This window comes from Pseudomonas sp. PDM26, assembly GCF_019219185.1.
In the GTDB taxonomy this organism is placed as follows: Bacteria; Pseudomonadota; Gammaproteobacteria; order Pseudomonadales; family Pseudomonadaceae; genus Aquipseudomonas.
In genome coordinates this window covers 133,859-148,340 of sequence record NZ_JAHUWC010000018.1, presented here as the reverse complement: position 1 = coordinate 148,340, position 14,482 = coordinate 133,859, and the positions used below count along the sequence as shown (strand labels likewise).

Genomic DNA, 14,482 nt, shown 5'->3' with positions numbered 1-14,482 from the left:
ACAGTGTTTGCCGAGATCGATACCGATCAACGCTGACTCGCTCATGATGATGGCCTCCGAAAACAAAACACCCTGCGAAAGCGTAGCCCTCGCAGGGTGTGGGGGTGACCATCTCATTAATGCCCCGATCTCTCGACCGGGGCATTTCCATTCAACACAACTTAAACAGTCAAACCCAAACGCTTAGTGCGAAACAGCACCACTTGCACCCAGGCCAGTCTGCGAACGAACAAACTGCGGGAAGAACAGCGCCCGCTCATTGTCAGCCGCAGTCGACTTGTCAGTAACCGAGAAGAACCAGATCCCGACAAAGGCAATCATCATCGAGAACAGCGCCGGGTACTCATACGGGAAGATGGCCTTCTCGTGATGCAGGATCTGCACCCAGATGGTCGGACCAAGTACCATCAGGCCCACAGCACTGATCAGCCCCATCCACCCACCGATCATTGCACCGCGAGTGGTCAGCTTCTTCCAGTACATGGAAAGCAGCAGCACCGGGAAGTTGCAGCTCGCCGCGATGGAGAACGCCAGGCCCACCATGAACGCAATGTTCTGGCTCTCGAACAGGATACCCAGGCCAATTGCCAGCACCGCCAAGAAGATGGTGGTGATTTTCGAGACGCGAATCTCGTCCTTCTCGTTGGCCTTGCCTTTCTTGATCACGCTGGCGTACAGGTCGTGGGACACCGCCGAAGCACCGGCCAGGGTCAGACCGGCAACCACTGCCAGAATGGTCGCGAACGCCACCGCCGAGATGAAGCCCAGGAAGATACTGCCGCCAACCGCGTTTGCGAGGTGCACTGCCGCCATGTTGTTACCACCCAACAAGGCGCCGGCAGCGTCTTTGAAGACCGGGTTGGTACTGACCAGCAGGATCGCGCCGAAGCCGATGATGAAGGTCAGGATGTAGAAGTAACCAATGAAACCGGTTGCGTACAGCACGCTCTTGCGAGCTTCTTTTGCGTCACTCACGGTGAAGAAGCGCATCAGGATGTGCGGCAGGCCAGCGGTACCGAACATCAGCGCCAGACCGAGGGAGAACGCCGAGACCGGATCTTTCACCAGGCCGCCCGGGCTCATGATCGCTTCAGCTTTCGGGTGTACCTTGATCGCCTCGGAGAACAGCATGTTGAAGTCGAAGTTGACGTGCTTCATCACCATCAGTGCCATGAAGGAGGCACCGGACAGCAGCAGCACAGCCTTGATGATCTGCACCCAGGTGGTCGCCAGCATGCCGCCGAACAACACGTACATGCACATCAGGATACCGACCAGGATCACCGCAACGTGGTAATCGAGACCGAACAGCAGCTGGATCAGCTTGCCGGCACCGACCATTTGCGCGATCAGGTAGAACGCCACCACCACCAGCGAACCGCAAGCGGACAGCGAGCGGATCTGGGTTTGCCCAAGGCGGTAGGACGCCACGTCGGCAAAGGTATATTTACCCAGGTTACGCAGGCGCTCGGCGATCAGGAACAGAATGATCGGCCAGCCCACCAGGAAGCCGATCGAGTAGATCAGACCGTCGTAGCCGGAGGTGAACACCAACGCGGAAATACCCAGGAAGGACGCTGCCGACATGTAGTCACCGGCAATCGCCAGACCGTTCTGGAAACCGGTGATCTTGCCGCCAGCGGCGTAGTAGTCGGCTGCCGAATTATTACGCTTGGAAGCCCAGTAGGTGATGCACAGGGTGGCACCAACGAAGGCGACAAACATCAAGATCGCCGACACGTTAAGCGGTTGCTTCTGCACGGCACCGGTCAGGGCGTCAGCCGCCCAGGCACCAGGTGCGAAAGCTGCGATGCTCAAAAGAGCGATTAGACGGCGGATCATTGCTGAGCCTCCTTGAGAATCGCATTGTTCAGGTCGTCGAACTCGCCGTTGGCGCGTCGTACGTAGATACCGGTCAGGATGAAGGCCGAGACAATCAGCCCTACACCGATTGGTATGCCCCAGGTAATCGAGGACTCAGGGCTGATTTTCGCCCCCAGCAACTGCGGTCCATAGGCAATCAGAAGGATGAATCCGGAGTAAAGCCCTAGCATGATCGCCGAAAGAATCCAGGCGAATCGTTCCCTCTTGCTAACCAGCTCCTTGAAGCGCGGGCTGTTTTGAATCGAGAGGTAAATGCTGTCGTTCATTGTTTTTATCCTCGCAGCACAGATTTAGTTGGAACGGTATCCACTCTATGCGGCTGCGGGGCAGGTTCCAGACGACCTTAGTCTTAGAACGCCATGACGGATTCGCCAATTGTAGGAGCGAGCTTGCTCGCGATGAATTTGAAGGCGCCGCACTTTTTCAGACAGCACGCGTTAACGCTCACGCCCATCGCGAGCAAGCTCGCTCCTACAAAAAAGCAAAGGGCCGCTTGGCATAAATTTGCCGAGCGACCCTAGAAGATGCTGACCAGACGCGTCAGCTCAAATCACTTGGTCCAGTCAGCCACACGATCAGGGTGTTTGGCGACCCAATCCTTCGCCGCTGCTTCAGGCTTGGCACCGTCCTGGATCGCCAGCATCACCTGGCCGATTTCATCCTTGGATGCCCACTGGAAGTTCTTCAGGAACTTGGCCACTTCCGGCGCCTTGGCCTCCAGGCCCTTGCTGCCGATGCTGTTCACGGTTTCAGCCGCGCCGTACACGCCTTTCGGGTCTTCGAGGAAGCGCAGTTTCCACTTGGCGAACATCCAGTGCGGCACCCAGCCGGTCACCGCGATGGATTCGTTTTTCTTCTCGGCACGGGTCAGCTCGGCGATCATGCCGGCGCCGGAACTGGCCTTGAGTTGATAGCCGGTCAGATCGTAGTCCTTGATCGCCTGATCGGTCTTGAGCATCACGCCCGAACCGGCGTCGATGCCGACAATGCGGTTCTTGAAGGTGTCGTCGGTCTTGAGGTCGTCAATGGACTTGGCCTTGACGTATTCCGGCACGATCAGGCCGATTTTCGCGTCCTTGAAGTTCGGGCCGTAATCGACGACCTGATCCTTGTTCTTCGTCCAGTAATCGCCGTGGGTCACCGGCAGCCAGGCTGACAGCATGGCGTCGAGTTTGCCGGTGGCCACGCCTTGCCACATGATCCCGGTGGCGACCGCTTGCAGCTTCACGTCATAACCGAGTTTCTGCCGGATCACTTCTGCGGCCACGTTGGTCGTGGCGACACTGTCCGACCAGCCGTCGACATAACCGATCGTCACTTCCTTCCCAGCGGCACTGGCCACGGTAGAACTGATCGCCAGCACCAAAGCGGCACCTGCGCCCAAGAGTCGTCGCATCTTCATCGTTACTTCCCCGAAAGTGCTGCGCTCGACGGATGCCGAGTCGCTTAAACGTATTGTTATGGTGCACAGCGCCCCCATCACGCCTAACCGCAAACTCGTTCGAACATCAGCGGAGTACTGACGCCTTTGATGATCAACCTGACGCTCTTGGCGACCTGCTCTGCCAGCGACATCGAGGCAACGAGAAACGACATCAGAACGCCATTAATCTTGAGCGCGACCAACGCACCGCAGACTCCGCCCGAACATTGCATGTCAAAATCATGCGGGCCACCAAGCACGCGGTAAATGCAGGTAACATGCGCGGCTTTGCTCCCACACGGCCTTTCCATGTCCGCGACATCCCGCTTCCCTTTTGCTGCTTATCTATTCGCTTGCCTGCTCGGGCTGTTTGCCCTGGGTGGCTTCTGGTACGGCCTCGGCAAACCGGTGATATTGCCGGACGCAGCCAGCGCAACGCACAAACTGCAATGCGCGTCCTACACGCCGTTCGACAAGGATCAATCGCCGTTCGACCAGCCCTTCAAGCTGCGCCCCGAGCGCATGGATGCCGACCTCGCGCTGCTGTCCAAAAGCTTCGAATGCATCCGCACCTATTCCATGACCGGCCTCGAAGCCCTGCCGGAACTGGCGCGCAAGCACGACTTGAAAATGATGATCGGCGCATGGGTGAACAGCAACCCGGTGGACACGGAAAAAGAAGTCGACCTGCTGATCGCCTCGGCCAATGCCAACCCGGATGTAGTGAGCGCGGTGATCGTCGGCAACGAAACCCTGTTGCGCAAGGAAGTCACCGGCGCGCAATTGGCGAAACTGATCAACAAGGTCAAAAGCCAGGTCAAACAGCCTGTCACCTATGCCGACGTCTGGGAGTTCTGGCTCAAGCATCCGGAAATCGCCCCCGCCGTAGACTTCCTGACCATCCATTTGCTGCCGTATTGGGAAGACGATCCGTCGAACATCGACGCTGCCCTGCAACATGTGGCGGAAGTACGCCAGGTGTTCGGCAACAAGTTCGCGCCCAAGGATGTGCTGATCGGCGAAACCGGCTGGCCAAGCGAAGGTCGCCAACGCGAAACGGCCCTGCCGAGCCGGGTCAACGAAGCCAGGTTCATTCGCGGTTTTGTCGCCATGGCCGAGCAACGGGGCTGGCACTACAACCTGATCGAAGCCTTCGACCAGCCATGGAAACGCGCCAGTGAAGGTGCAGTGGGTGGTTACTGGGGGCTGTTCGATGCCGATCGCCAGGACAAGGGCGTGCTGGCCGGGCCAGTGACAAACGTACCCTACTGGTCGCAATGGCTGGCGGTGGGTGGCCTGATCTTCATTGGCACGCTGTTGCTTGGCGGCCGGGTTCGCACGACGCGCTCGGCGCTGGTGCTGCCCTTACTCGGTGCGTTGGCGGCGTGTTCGATAGGCGCCTGGGGTGACCTGGCACGGGTGACCACGCGCTTTACCAGTGAATGGTTATGGGTTGGATTGCTGACCGCTCTGAATCTGCTGGTGCTGGCCCATGCTGCGCTGACGTTGAGCCCTCGCATCGGTTGGCGCGGACAGGCTTTCAACTGGCTGGAGCGCCGTGCTGGCTGGCTGGTTGCAACGACAGGTTTCGCTGCAGCCGTGATGATGCTGGAACTGGTATTCGATCCGCGTTATCGCAGCTTCCCGAGTGTCGCGTTCATCGTGCCTGCGCTGGTTTACCTGTGCCGCCCGGTGAATGTGCCGCGCCGCGAGGTTACGTTGCTGACCTTCACCATAGGTGCCGGCATTGCACCGCAGTTGTTTCGTGAAGGTTTGCAGAATCAACAGGCCTGGGGTTGGGCGCTGGTGAGTGTGTTGATTGTGGCTGCGTTGTGGCGTTGCCTGCGGGTTCGCAAGGCTTGATTCTTTAGCGACTCAGCCGGCCTCTTCGCGGGCAAGCCCGCTCCCACAATTGATCTTTGTCGCACACAAATTTTGTGTTCACTGAAGGTCTACTGTGGGAGCGAGCCTGCCCGCGAAGACGGACTTTTAAACGCCGCGAGCAGCCCTGACCAACCGCAACCCCGCAATCACCACCGCAAACACCGCCAGCGTCGTGTTGTACAACGCCAGCGCCGGAAACCCGAACACCAGCGCCAGCGCTGCCAACCACCAGCCTGCCCGCCCCGGCACGACAAAGCCGATGATTGCCGCACCCAGCGCAGCCCAGCCCAGCACCCCGAAGTGGATCATCAGCCCCAGGTTCGAACGCACCTGGCATTCCCAGCGACTTGTCTCATCCACGCAAATGCCGACCCACTGCGCATCCTCCATGAAGCCATAACGCGCGCCATAACTGGCGGCCAGCCATACAGGCAGCAATGCAAGCAGCAGAAACACGGGAAGGCGGCGAGACATGAAACACTCCAATTGACGAAAAACGGCGGCCAGCTTAATCGCCCTCAAGGGTTTCGCAAGCGATAACAACTGTTAACTGGCCTTTCAATCGCGGCAAAGTGTATCGTCCAGCTACTATTACTTCGAAATTAAGCCTGTTTGGTGCCGAGGGTTGGCACTTTGGCGCAGATCCGGTGGTCATAGCCTGCGAAATTCATTCGGCACCTTCTTCTAAGGGATTTAGTCATGCTCCGTTCCTTGCGCTTCGCCGCCCTGTTTGGCGGCCTTATATTGAGTGCGTCCGCACTGGCGGTCGACATTGACGCCGCCAGTTACGGCTACCCCCTGACCAACCCGTTCGAGGCGACCATCGCGACCACGCCGCCGGACCTGCGTCCGGAGTTACCCCTGGACGACGACATCGATCAGGAAGTGCGCAGCGTCACCTTGCGTCCGGAACGGGCGTTCGAATTGCCGGACAACTTCTGGGCGGTCAAGAAACTCGACTACCGCATTGCCACGCAGGATCACGCCGCACCGCTGATTTTCCTGATCGCCGGCACCGGCGCACGCTATGACAGCACCCTGAACGAATACCTGAAGAAGCTCTATTACAAAGCCGGCTACCACGTGGTGCAGTTGTCATCACCCACCAGCTATGACTTCATGAGCGCCGCATCACGCTTCGCCACGCCGGGGGTGACCAAGGAAGACGCCGAAGATTTGTACCGGGTGATGCAGGCCGTGCGGGCACAAAACCCGAAAATGCCAGTCACCGATTACTACCTGACCGGCTACAGCCTGGGTGGACTGGATGCCGCTTTCGTCGCGCACCTGGACGAAACCCGCCGCAGCTTCAACTTCAAGAAAGTTCTGCTGCTCAACCCGCCGGTCAACCTCTACACCTCGATCACCAACCTCGACAAGCTGGTCCAGACCGAGGTCAAGGGCATCAACAACAGCACCACGTTCTATGAACTGGTACTGAACAAACTGACCCGCTACTTCCAGCAGAAGGGCTACATCGACCTCAACGACGCGCTGCTCTACGACTTCCAGCAGTCCAAGCAGCACCTGTCCAACGAGCAGATGGCCATGCTGATCGGCACCTCGTTCCGCTTTTCGGCGGCCGACATTGCCTTCACTTCGGACCTGGTCAACCGTCGCGGCCTGATCACTCCACCCAAGTTCCCGATCACCGAGGGCACCAGCCTCACGCCATTCCTCAAGCGTGCGCTGCAATGCGACTTCGACTGCTACATCACCGAACAAGTGATCCCGATGTGGCGCGCCCGTACCGACGGCGGCAGCCTGCTGCAACTGATTGACCAGGTGAGCCTGTATGCGCTGAAGGACTATCTGCACGACAGCCCGAAAATCGCCGTCATGCACAACGCCGACGACGTGATCCTCGGCCCTGGCGACCTCGGTTTCCTGCGCCGGACCTTTGGCGATCGCCTGACCGTTTACCCGCTGGGCGGCCATTGCGGCAACATTAACTACCGCGTCAACAGCGACGCCATGCTGGAGTTCTTCCGTGGCTAAATACCTCCTGCTTTTCGCAGCGTTACTCTGTGCAGGCGTCGCCAATGCCGACAACAGCAAAGCCAACGCCCCCGTGGTCGTCGACAGTGATGGTTTCAAGGAACCGCTGAGCAAACTCAAATTCAACCCCGGTCTGGACCAGCGTGAGTTCGAGCGTTCGACCCTCAGCGCGCTGACCGTCTACGATCCGCTGGAAGAGTGGAACCGGCGCGTCTATCACTTCAACTACCGCTTCGATCAATGGGTGTTCCTGCCGGTGGTCAATGGTTACCGCTACGTCACCCCGAGCTTCCTGCGCACCGGTGTCAGCAACTTCTTCAACAACCTCGGCGACGTGCCAAACCTGATGAACAGCCTGCTGCAACTCAAGGGCCAGCGCTCGCTGGAAACCACCGGGCGCCTGCTGCTCAACACCACCATCGGCATCGCCGGCCTGTGGGACCCGGCCACCGCCATGGGCCTGCCGCGCCAAAACGAAGACTTCGGCCAGACCCTGGGCTTCTACGGCGTGCCGGGCGGCGCTTATTTAGTCCTGCCGATCCTCGGTCCGTCGAACCTGCGTGATACCGGCGGCCTGGTGGTGGATTACTCGGCCGAGAATGCGATCAACTTCCTCAACGTGGCCGAAGTCAGCTCCAACCATCCGGAAGTGTTGATCCTGCGCGCCATCGACAAGCGCTACCAGACCACCTTCCGCTATGGCCAGACGAACTCGCCGTTCGAGTACGACAAAGTGCGTTACGTGTATACCGAAGCGCGCAAGTTGCAGATCGCCGAGTAAACCCGGCACCCAAAAAACACTGTGGGAGCGAGCCTGCTCCGGGCGGCGTTCCGACGATGAGGTCGTGTCAGTCACCAACAAGGTTGTCTGACACACCGCAATCGCGAGCAGGCTCGCTCCCACATTTGTTATTTGTTGCCTTCAGCCTTTCAGTGTTTTCCAGATTTTGCTGGCAGCCATTACGCCAACCAACACCACCGCCCCTGCGACAATCCCCGCCAAACCATTGAGCAACACCGGCACGATAAATCCGCCGCTACCCGCCGCCGCACCCACCTCTTCGATCCAGTGATGTGCCACCGGCATACCGTGGGTCAGGATGCCGCCACCGACCAGGAACATCGCCGCGGTGCCGATCACCGACAGGCTCTTCATCATGTACGGCGCAGCACGCAGAATGGCGCCACCGATGCTTTTCGCCATCTGACCGGGCTTTTGAGTCAACCAGAGTCCAAGGTCATCCAGCTTGACGATACCCGCCACCAGGCCATAGACGCCGATGGTCATGACGATTGCGATCCCCGACAGCACGATGACTTGCTGGCTCAACGGCGCACCGGCCACGGTGCCGAGGGTGATGGCGATGATTTCCGCCGAGAGAATGAAGTCGGTGCGGATCGCGCCCTTGATTTTGTCCTTTTCGAACGCCACCAGATCCACTTCCGGGTCTGCCACCGCCTCGACCAGTTCAGCATGTTCGACCTGATCTTCGGCCTTGCTGTGCAGGAACTTGTGGGCGAGTTTTTCGAAGCCTTCGAAGCACAGATAGGCACCACCGACCATCAACAACGGGGTGACCAGCCACGGAATGAACGCACTGATGGCCAGCGCCGACGGCACCAGGATCAATTTATTGATGAACGAACCCTTGGCGACCGCCCAGACCACCGGGATTTCCCGTTCGGCACGCACGCCACTGACTTGCTGGGCGTTGAGTGCCAGGTCGTCACCGAGTACGCCGGCCGTTTTCTTGGCGGCCATTTGGGTCATCAATGACACGTCGTCCAGCACGGCGGCGATGTCGTCAATCAGCACCAGCAAACTGCTTCCTGCCATGAATCGGGTTTCCTTCTGCAATGAATGCGCAGCAGCATAGCGCGGCATAACGGGTCTCGGTGCATTCTTGAGCGTCGCGCGAGGCCGGTGATACCATGCGCAACCGCCAGAACAGGCAAGGAATCACCCGGTTTATGAGCACTATCCGCGAGCGCAACAAACAACTGATCCTGCGTGCCGCCAGTGAGGAATTCGCCGACAAAGGCTTCGCTGCGACCAAAACCAGCGACATCGCAGCCAAGGCCGGATTGCCCAAGCCCAACGTCTACTACTACTTCAAATCCAAGGAAAACCTCTACCGCGAGGTCCTGGAAAGCATCATCGAGCCCATCCTGCAGGCGTCGACACCGTTCAATCCGGACGGCGAACCCGGAGAAGTGCTCAGCGGCTACATTCGCTCGAAAATCCGCATCTCCCGCGACCTGCCTTTCGCGTCCAAGGTGTTCGCCAGCGAAATCATGCACGGCGCACCCCACTTGAGCACCGATCTGGTCGAACAGCTCAATGGCCAGGCAAAACACAACATCGAGTGTATCCAGACCTGGATCGACCGCGGGCAAATCGCCCCCATCGACCCCAACCACCTGATGTTCAGCATCTGGGCCGCGACCCAGACCTACGCCGACTTCGACTGGCAGATCACCGCCATCACCGGCAAGGCCAGACTGGATGAAGAAGATTACGAAGCGGCGGCGCAGACGATTATCCGGTTGGTGCTCAAGGGGTGTGAACCGGACTGATAGCGGCCCAGGATCAATGCCGACTCGGCAGCCCATGAAAACTGCCGGTCGAGATTGCATGTTTCCGCCCTCTAAACCTTCGGCAGCGGATTCAACGCCACGGCTGCCCTGGGTTTTCTGAAGAAGATCCAGTAGACAGCCGTGAGGATCAGCAGGAAAGGCACACCGAATACCAAGGTCATTTTGAAGGCATCGGTGAAGTAGGTGGTGATCATCACCGTGCCCATCAGCAGCAGCCCCAACAGCGTGGTGTATCCAACGGTCGCTGCAGCATGCCTTCCAGCGACTCGCTCATGGCGGCGCGGGTGATCACCACCTGGACTTTGCGACAGTCGCCGGAGATCGCCAGCATCTGGTTCTCATTCGGGGAAATGATCACCCCTTGATCGCGGTTGGATTTCAACAGGGTGCCGTTCTTGCTCAGCTCCTGTTCGCCCACCAGCGGCAAACTCAGGCTGTAGCTGCTGAAGTGTTCGGCGTCTTCGATATCGATGGTGACATCGGTGCCGTATGAGAGAGTGCACAGGGTCGTGGCCATCGACCTGAACACATTGGCGCTGTGATGAAAGCGGATCCGCTCGGGCGACAAAGTCTGGAGGCGGTGCGGCCCGCAGATACCAGACATCCAGTTCCTCGCACCCTCGAGGTCATAGTGATCGATACGAATGTCGCGAAACTGGGGATCAGCGTTGCTATTCATCACGGCGCACCCACGGCAATATTCTTCAGCGCGCTCTGATGGCGTGTATCAGGCTTGAAAGGAGCAAGTTCCACGCCACAAAACGGCTGTTTTATCCGTTTTAAAAAGCCCCGTCACTCATTGAATGTCGGGGGTTTTATCGGAGGGGGGGAAGGCTATTGAACCACCGGCAAGGCCCGATCCTTGGCCATACGCATCCGGTAAAAGCCGAAGATGATCAACACCCACACCGGTATGGCGAAGACTGAAGCACGCACCCCTGGAATCATCAGCATGACGCATATGATCATGGCCATGAAGGCCAGGCACAGGTAATTGCTGTAGGGGAACCAGAACGCCTTGAAGCCCGGCACGATGCCTTGCTGGCCCATGATTTTGCGAAATTTCAGGTGCGTCAGGCTGATCATCGCCCAGTTGATCATCAGCGATGCAACCACCAGTGCAAAGAGCAACTCAAGCGCCTCATGCGGGGCGAGGTAGTTAACCAGCACGGACAGCATGGTGATCAACGCAGATACGCCCAGCGCCAGTAGAGGCACGCCCTGCTTGTTCAGTTTCATCAGCGCCTTGGGCGCGTCGCCCTGTTCGGCCAGGCCATAGAGCATACGGCTGTTGCAGTAGACGCCACTGTTATAGACAGAGAGCGCAGCAGTGAGCACCACGAAGTTGAGGATGTGCGCTGCGGTGTCGCTGCCGATCAAGGAGAAGATCTGCACGAACGGGCTGCCGCCATAGGCATCGCCCGAAGCGCCCAGTGTCTGTAGCAGTTGATCCCACGGATACAGCGACAGCAACACGGTGAGCGCGCCGACGTAGAAGATCAGCACGCGATAAACCACCTGGTTGATCGCTTTGGGAATCACCTTTCTCGGCTCGCTGGCTTCAGCGGCGGTGATGCCGACCAGCTCCAGACCGCCGAATGAGAACATGATGAACGCCATGGACATCAGCAATCCAGTGGTGCCGTTGGGGAAGAAGCCGCCGTGACTCCACAGGTTGCTGACCGAAGCCTGCGGGCCGCCCGTTCCGCTGAACAGCATGTAGCAGCCCAGGACGATCATGCCAATGATCGCTACGACCTTGATGATTGCAAACCAGAACTCCATCTCGCCGAAGACTTTGACGTTCATCGTATTGATCAAATTGACCAGGACGAAGAACACCGCCGCGCTGACCCAGGAGGGGACTTCCGGCCACCAGAACTGCACGTACTTGCCGACAGCCGTCAACTCGGCCATGCCCACCAGCACATACAGCACCCAGTAGTTCCAGCCGGACAGAAAACCGGCATAGCCGCCCCAGTACTTGTGGGCAAAATGACTGAAGGAGCCGGCCACCGGTTCCTCGACAATCATCTCGCCCAGCTGGCGCATGATCAGAAAGGCGATGAACCCGGCAATCGCATAACCGAGGATCATCGACGGCCCGGCCGATTTGAGTACTCCGGCAGAGCCTAGAAACAACCCGGTACCTATCGCTCCGCCCAATGCGATCAGCTGAATATGACGATTTTTCAGCCCTCGCTTGAGCTCGCCTTGTCGCAAGATTTCATCCGCCATCTGGTTACCTTCTAATTGTTATGGTCAGGCATGGTTTGAATGCATCAATTTGTTCAATTGCCGCTCGGTTTAAGCGTTCAGACATTACTCTTGGCAAATCAGAGAGTGGAACGCACTCGCCACAACTCCGGGAACAGCACGGTATCGAGCATCTTGCGCAGATAACCGACACCTTCTGTGCCGCCGGTCCCTGGTTGAAAGCCAATGATCCGCTCAACGGTGGTCACATGCCGAAAGCGCCATTGACGGAATGAATCCTCAAGGTCGATGAGCTTCTCCGCCAGCTGATAGAGATCCCAATACCGCGAAGGGTCGGTGTAGACCTCGCGCCAGGCGGCTTCGACTGACGCGTCATGCGCCGTCGGACTGGTCGGATCGCGCTCGAAACGCTGTGGGTCGATGGTCAAGCCTGCGCTGACCATCAAGCGAATCGACTCGTCATACAGCGACGGTGTGGCGATCGCCTTTTCAAGCGACTGCAACAGTTCCGGCCGATGCGCATGGGGGCGCAACAGGGTCGCGCTTTTGTTGCCCAGAATGAATTCGATCTCGCGGTACTGGAACGACTGGAAGCCCGATGACTGCCCCAGAAAGGGCCGTATCGCGTGGTATTCGGTGGGTGTCATGGTGGCCAACACCGTCCAGGCATGCACCAGCTGATCAAAAATCCGCGAGACCCGCGCCAGCATCTTGAAAGCGGGTGGCAACTCTCCCAGTCGAATGTGTTCACGGGCGGCTTTGAGCTCGTGCAGCATCAGTTTCATCCACAGCTCTGACGTCTGATGCTGGACGATGAACAGCATTTCGTTATGGTCCGGAGATAACGGGTGCTGTGCGCTGAGAATGCGCCCCAGATCCAGGTAGTCGCCGTAACTCATGGAATCGGAAAAATTCAGCTCGGCGTTATGCCATTCATCCGTCTGGTTTGCAGGTGAATAAGGGCATTGGTTCATTGAGACGGCTCCTCAAGTTGCGGTTTATTCAGTGGACGCAAAATTGCCCTGACCGGACTGGCGTCCAGATGGGCAAAACGCAGTGGCAGCGCAATCAATTCATAGTCCCCTTCCGGGACGTCATCGAGCACGATGCCCTCGAGAATGGCCATGCCATGTCGGGCTACGGCATTGTGCGAATCCATGGTTTTGGATTGCTGAGGGTCCAGCGACGGCGTATCGATACCGATCAAGCGCACACCGAGGCCCGCCAGCAGGTCGACGGTTTCTTTGGCGACTGCGGTGAAATCCGGATCCCAGGAGCTCAACGGCGCTTGTCGCCAGGTGCGCAGCAGCACCCGTTCAGGCAGCTCTTGCAAGCGACCTTCAAGCTGCTCGGGGTGCACCAGCCGGCCGCTGTTCAGGCAATGCAGCACACGGCAAGGCCCCATATATACATCGAGTGACACATCGCCAATGGCCGCGCCATCAGCGCTGTAATGCAGCGGCGCGTCGACATGGGCACCCGTGTGAGGCGACAGGGTGATACGCCCGACATTCACCGGACACTCGGGCCCGAAGCTCCACACGCGCTCTTCCTGAAAAGGTGTGTCACCCGGCCAGGTAGGTGTAGCGGTGCTCAAAGGCGGGCTGATATCCCACCACGATAGTGTTGTTTTCATTGCAAAGCTCTCGGCTTGTTCCGAGAGAATGATACGAGTGATACCTGTGAATATTCTTGCGAAAATATTCGGCAACACCCAAATGTTTCGCACAAAATTCTAAAAAAACGGAATTTATCGGATGGAAATTTCAACGGAAAAAGCAGGCAGCTAAAAAGCTGTTCTGGGGCGAAAGTGCGGAGGAAAGTAGTTCGCGAATGGCTACGCGAAATGGCGCAGACTTTTAGCTGGATGAGTCTGGGAGATTGCTTTCGCGAGCAAGCCCGCGAAAGCGGTAAATCAGACGCCGAAGATCAACCAGCCACCCCCGCATCCGCCTTCAACCCCTGCCCCTCGATCGCGCGGATCGCACATTGCTCATCGACATCAGACAGATCTCCACTGATACCGACCGCCCCCAACACAGTCCCGTCCTGATCCCGAACCAATACGCCGCCCGGCACCGGGACGACGCTGCCCTGCCCCAAGCTATTCAGCGCAGCGAAGAAGGCCGGGCGTTGTTGGGCGTCCTGTGCCAGCAGGCGTGAGCCCTTGCCCAGGGCAATCGCGCCCCAGGCCTTGCCGATGGCGATCTGCGGGCGCAGCAGGCTGGCGCCGTCTTCCCGTTGCAGCGTAATCAGGTGCCCGCCGGCATCCAGTACTGCAACGGTCAATGGCGCGGCAGAGATCGCCCGCCCCGCGGTGATGGCCTGATCGGCCAGGTTGACTGCGACTTTCAAGGTTAAAGCGCTCATGGTGCCGTCCTCATTTTGTTTTTCGGAAAGTCGTTGGGCTGCGCGGCAGCCCGATGCAACAAATAGAACACAATGAGTTATTTTTTTGTATACAATAATTATCGAAAG

General features: G+C 58.3%; 13 protein-coding genes and 2 pseudogenes. 4 read left to right on the top strand and 11 right to left on the bottom strand.

Going from position 1 to position 14,482, the window contains the following annotated elements:
* Window positions 1-183: 183 nt before the first annotated feature.
* From KW849_RS28380 to KW849_RS28370, 3 genes are all read right to left on the bottom strand, one after another.
* Window positions 184-1,842 carry a cation acetate symporter gene (locus tag KW849_RS28380; protein ID WP_218432797.1) on the bottom strand — a complete coding sequence of 553 codons (1,659 nt, stop codon included), beginning with the start codon at window positions 1,840-1,842 and terminating at the stop codon, window positions 184-186.
* Entirely contained in the window at window positions 1,839-2,150 is a 312-nt protein-coding gene (locus KW849_RS28375) for a DUF485 domain-containing protein (protein ID WP_218432795.1), read from the bottom strand. Before KW849_RS28375 ends, KW849_RS28380 begins: the two co-directional genes overlap by 4 nt.
* A 284-nt stretch (window positions 2,151-2,434) precedes the next feature.
* Window positions 2,435-3,286, bottom strand: coding sequence for a glycine betaine ABC transporter substrate-binding protein (locus KW849_RS28370; RefSeq protein WP_218432793.1), 852 nt, complete (start codon window positions 3,284-3,286; stop codon window positions 2,435-2,437).
* A 288-nt stretch (window positions 3,287-3,574) separates the two neighbouring features.
* On the opposite strand from KW849_RS28370, the gene KW849_RS28360 reads away from it, so the two are divergent.
* The gene (locus tag KW849_RS28360) at window positions 3,575-5,170 is read left to right on the top strand and encodes a glycosyl hydrolase family 17 protein (RefSeq protein ID WP_218432790.1); all 1,596 of its coding nucleotides are present in this window, start codon (window positions 3,575-3,577) and stop codon (window positions 5,168-5,170) included.
* 126 nt (window positions 5,171-5,296) lie between these two features.
* On the opposite strand, the gene KW849_RS28355 is transcribed toward KW849_RS28360, so the two are convergent.
* On the bottom strand, window positions 5,297-5,665 hold the full coding sequence (locus KW849_RS28355; RefSeq protein WP_218432788.1) for a hypothetical protein: 369 nt from the start codon (window positions 5,663-5,665) through the stop codon (window positions 5,297-5,299).
* Window positions 5,666-5,890: 225 nt separating this feature from the next.
* Between KW849_RS28355 and KW849_RS28350 the strand changes: the two genes are divergently transcribed.
* Together KW849_RS28350 and KW849_RS28345 are read left to right on the top strand one after the other, a co-directional pair.
* Window positions 5,891-7,189 carry a serine/threonine protein kinase gene (locus KW849_RS28350; RefSeq protein ID WP_218432786.1) on the top strand — a complete coding sequence of 433 codons (1,299 nt, stop codon included), beginning with the start codon at window positions 5,891-5,893 and terminating at the stop codon, window positions 7,187-7,189.
* Entirely contained in the window at window positions 7,182-7,970 is a 789-nt protein-coding gene (locus KW849_RS28345; protein ID WP_218432784.1) for a VacJ family lipoprotein, read from the top strand. The genes KW849_RS28350 and KW849_RS28345 overlap by 8 nt, the downstream gene beginning before the upstream one ends.
* Before the next feature lie 141 nt (window positions 7,971-8,111).
* Here KW849_RS28345 and KW849_RS28340 read toward each other — a convergent pair whose 3' ends face one another.
* On the bottom strand, window positions 8,112-9,026 hold the full coding sequence (locus KW849_RS28340) for a DUF808 domain-containing protein (protein WP_218432782.1): 915 nt from the start codon (window positions 9,024-9,026) through the stop codon (window positions 8,112-8,114).
* A 134-nt stretch (window positions 9,027-9,160) separates the two neighbouring features.
* On the opposite strand from KW849_RS28340, the gene KW849_RS28335 reads away from it, so the two are divergent.
* Complete coding sequence (locus KW849_RS28335) at window positions 9,161-9,766, top strand: TetR/AcrR family transcriptional regulator (RefSeq protein ID WP_218432780.1); 606 nt, start codon at window positions 9,161-9,163, stop codon at window positions 9,764-9,766.
* A gap of 71 nt (window positions 9,767-9,837) precedes the next feature.
* Here the strand turns inward: KW849_RS28335 and KW849_RS28330 are convergent.
* The 6 genes and pseudogenes from KW849_RS28330 to KW849_RS28305 form a co-directional block, all read right to left on the bottom strand.
* Window positions 9,838-10,020 (bottom strand): annotated as a pseudogene (locus KW849_RS28330) (amino acid permease); the annotation flags it as partial.
* Window positions 10,014-10,466 (bottom strand): annotated as a pseudogene (locus KW849_RS28325) (AraC family transcriptional regulator); the annotation flags it as partial. The pseudogenes KW849_RS28330 and KW849_RS28325, both read right to left, overlap by 7 nt.
* 155 nt (window positions 10,467-10,621) lie before the next feature.
* Window positions 10,622-12,025: an amino acid permease gene (locus tag KW849_RS28320; RefSeq protein WP_218432778.1), complete on the bottom strand. Its 1,404-nt coding sequence runs from the start codon at window positions 12,023-12,025 to the stop codon at window positions 10,622-10,624.
* A 98-nt stretch (window positions 12,026-12,123) separates the two neighbouring features.
* The gene (kynA, locus tag KW849_RS28315; protein ID WP_218432777.1) at window positions 12,124-12,978 is read right to left on the bottom strand and encodes a tryptophan 2,3-dioxygenase; all 855 of its coding nucleotides are present in this window, start codon (window positions 12,976-12,978) and stop codon (window positions 12,124-12,126) included.
* The gene (gene kynB / locus KW849_RS28310; protein WP_218432775.1) at window positions 12,975-13,640 is read right to left on the bottom strand and encodes an arylformamidase; all 666 of its coding nucleotides are present in this window, start codon (window positions 13,638-13,640) and stop codon (window positions 12,975-12,977) included. Before kynB ends, kynA begins: the two co-directional genes overlap by 4 nt.
* 293 nt (window positions 13,641-13,933) lie before the next feature.
* Window positions 13,934-14,374, bottom strand: coding sequence for a heme-binding protein (locus KW849_RS28305; protein WP_007939170.1), 441 nt, complete (start codon window positions 14,372-14,374; stop codon window positions 13,934-13,936).
* Window positions 14,375-14,482 lie beyond the last annotated feature (108 nt).

Bases quoted from the DNA above. Each gene is read 5' to 3' on its own strand.
- KW849_RS28380 (WP_218432797.1), bottom strand. From the start codon at position 1,842: ATGATCCGCCGTCTAATCGCTCTTTTGAGCATCGCAGCTTTCGCACCT.
- KW849_RS28375 (WP_218432795.1), bottom strand. From the start codon at position 2,150: ATGAACGACAGCATTTACCTCTCGATTCAAAACAGCCCGCGCTTCAAG.
- KW849_RS28370 (WP_218432793.1), bottom strand. From the start codon at position 3,286: ATGAAGATGCGACGACTCTTGGGCGCAGGTGCCGCTTTGGTGCTGGCG.
- KW849_RS28360 (WP_218432790.1), top strand. From the start codon at position 3,575: ATGCAGGTAACATGCGCGGCTTTGCTCCCACACGGCCTTTCCATGTCC.
- KW849_RS28355 (WP_218432788.1), bottom strand. From the start codon at position 5,665: ATGTCTCGCCGCCTTCCCGTGTTTCTGCTGCTTGCATTGCTGCCTGTA.
- KW849_RS28350 (WP_218432786.1), top strand. From the start codon at position 5,891: ATGCTCCGTTCCTTGCGCTTCGCCGCCCTGTTTGGCGGCCTTATATTG.
- KW849_RS28340 (WP_218432782.1), bottom strand. From the start codon at position 9,026: ATGGCAGGAAGCAGTTTGCTGGTGCTGATTGACGACATCGCCGCCGTG.
- KW849_RS28335 (WP_218432780.1), top strand. From the start codon at position 9,161: ATGAGCACTATCCGCGAGCGCAACAAACAACTGATCCTGCGTGCCGCC.
- KW849_RS28320 (WP_218432778.1), bottom strand. From the start codon at position 12,025: ATGGCGGATGAAATCTTGCGACAAGGCGAGCTCAAGCGAGGGCTGAAA.
- kynA (WP_218432777.1), bottom strand. From the start codon at position 12,978: ATGAACCAATGCCCTTATTCACCTGCAAACCAGACGGATGAATGGCAT.
- kynB (WP_218432775.1), bottom strand. From the start codon at position 13,640: ATGAAAACAACACTATCGTGGTGGGATATCAGCCCGCCTTTGAGCACC.
- KW849_RS28305 (WP_007939170.1), bottom strand. From the start codon at position 14,374: ATGAGCGCTTTAACCTTGAAAGTCGCAGTCAACCTGGCCGATCAGGCC.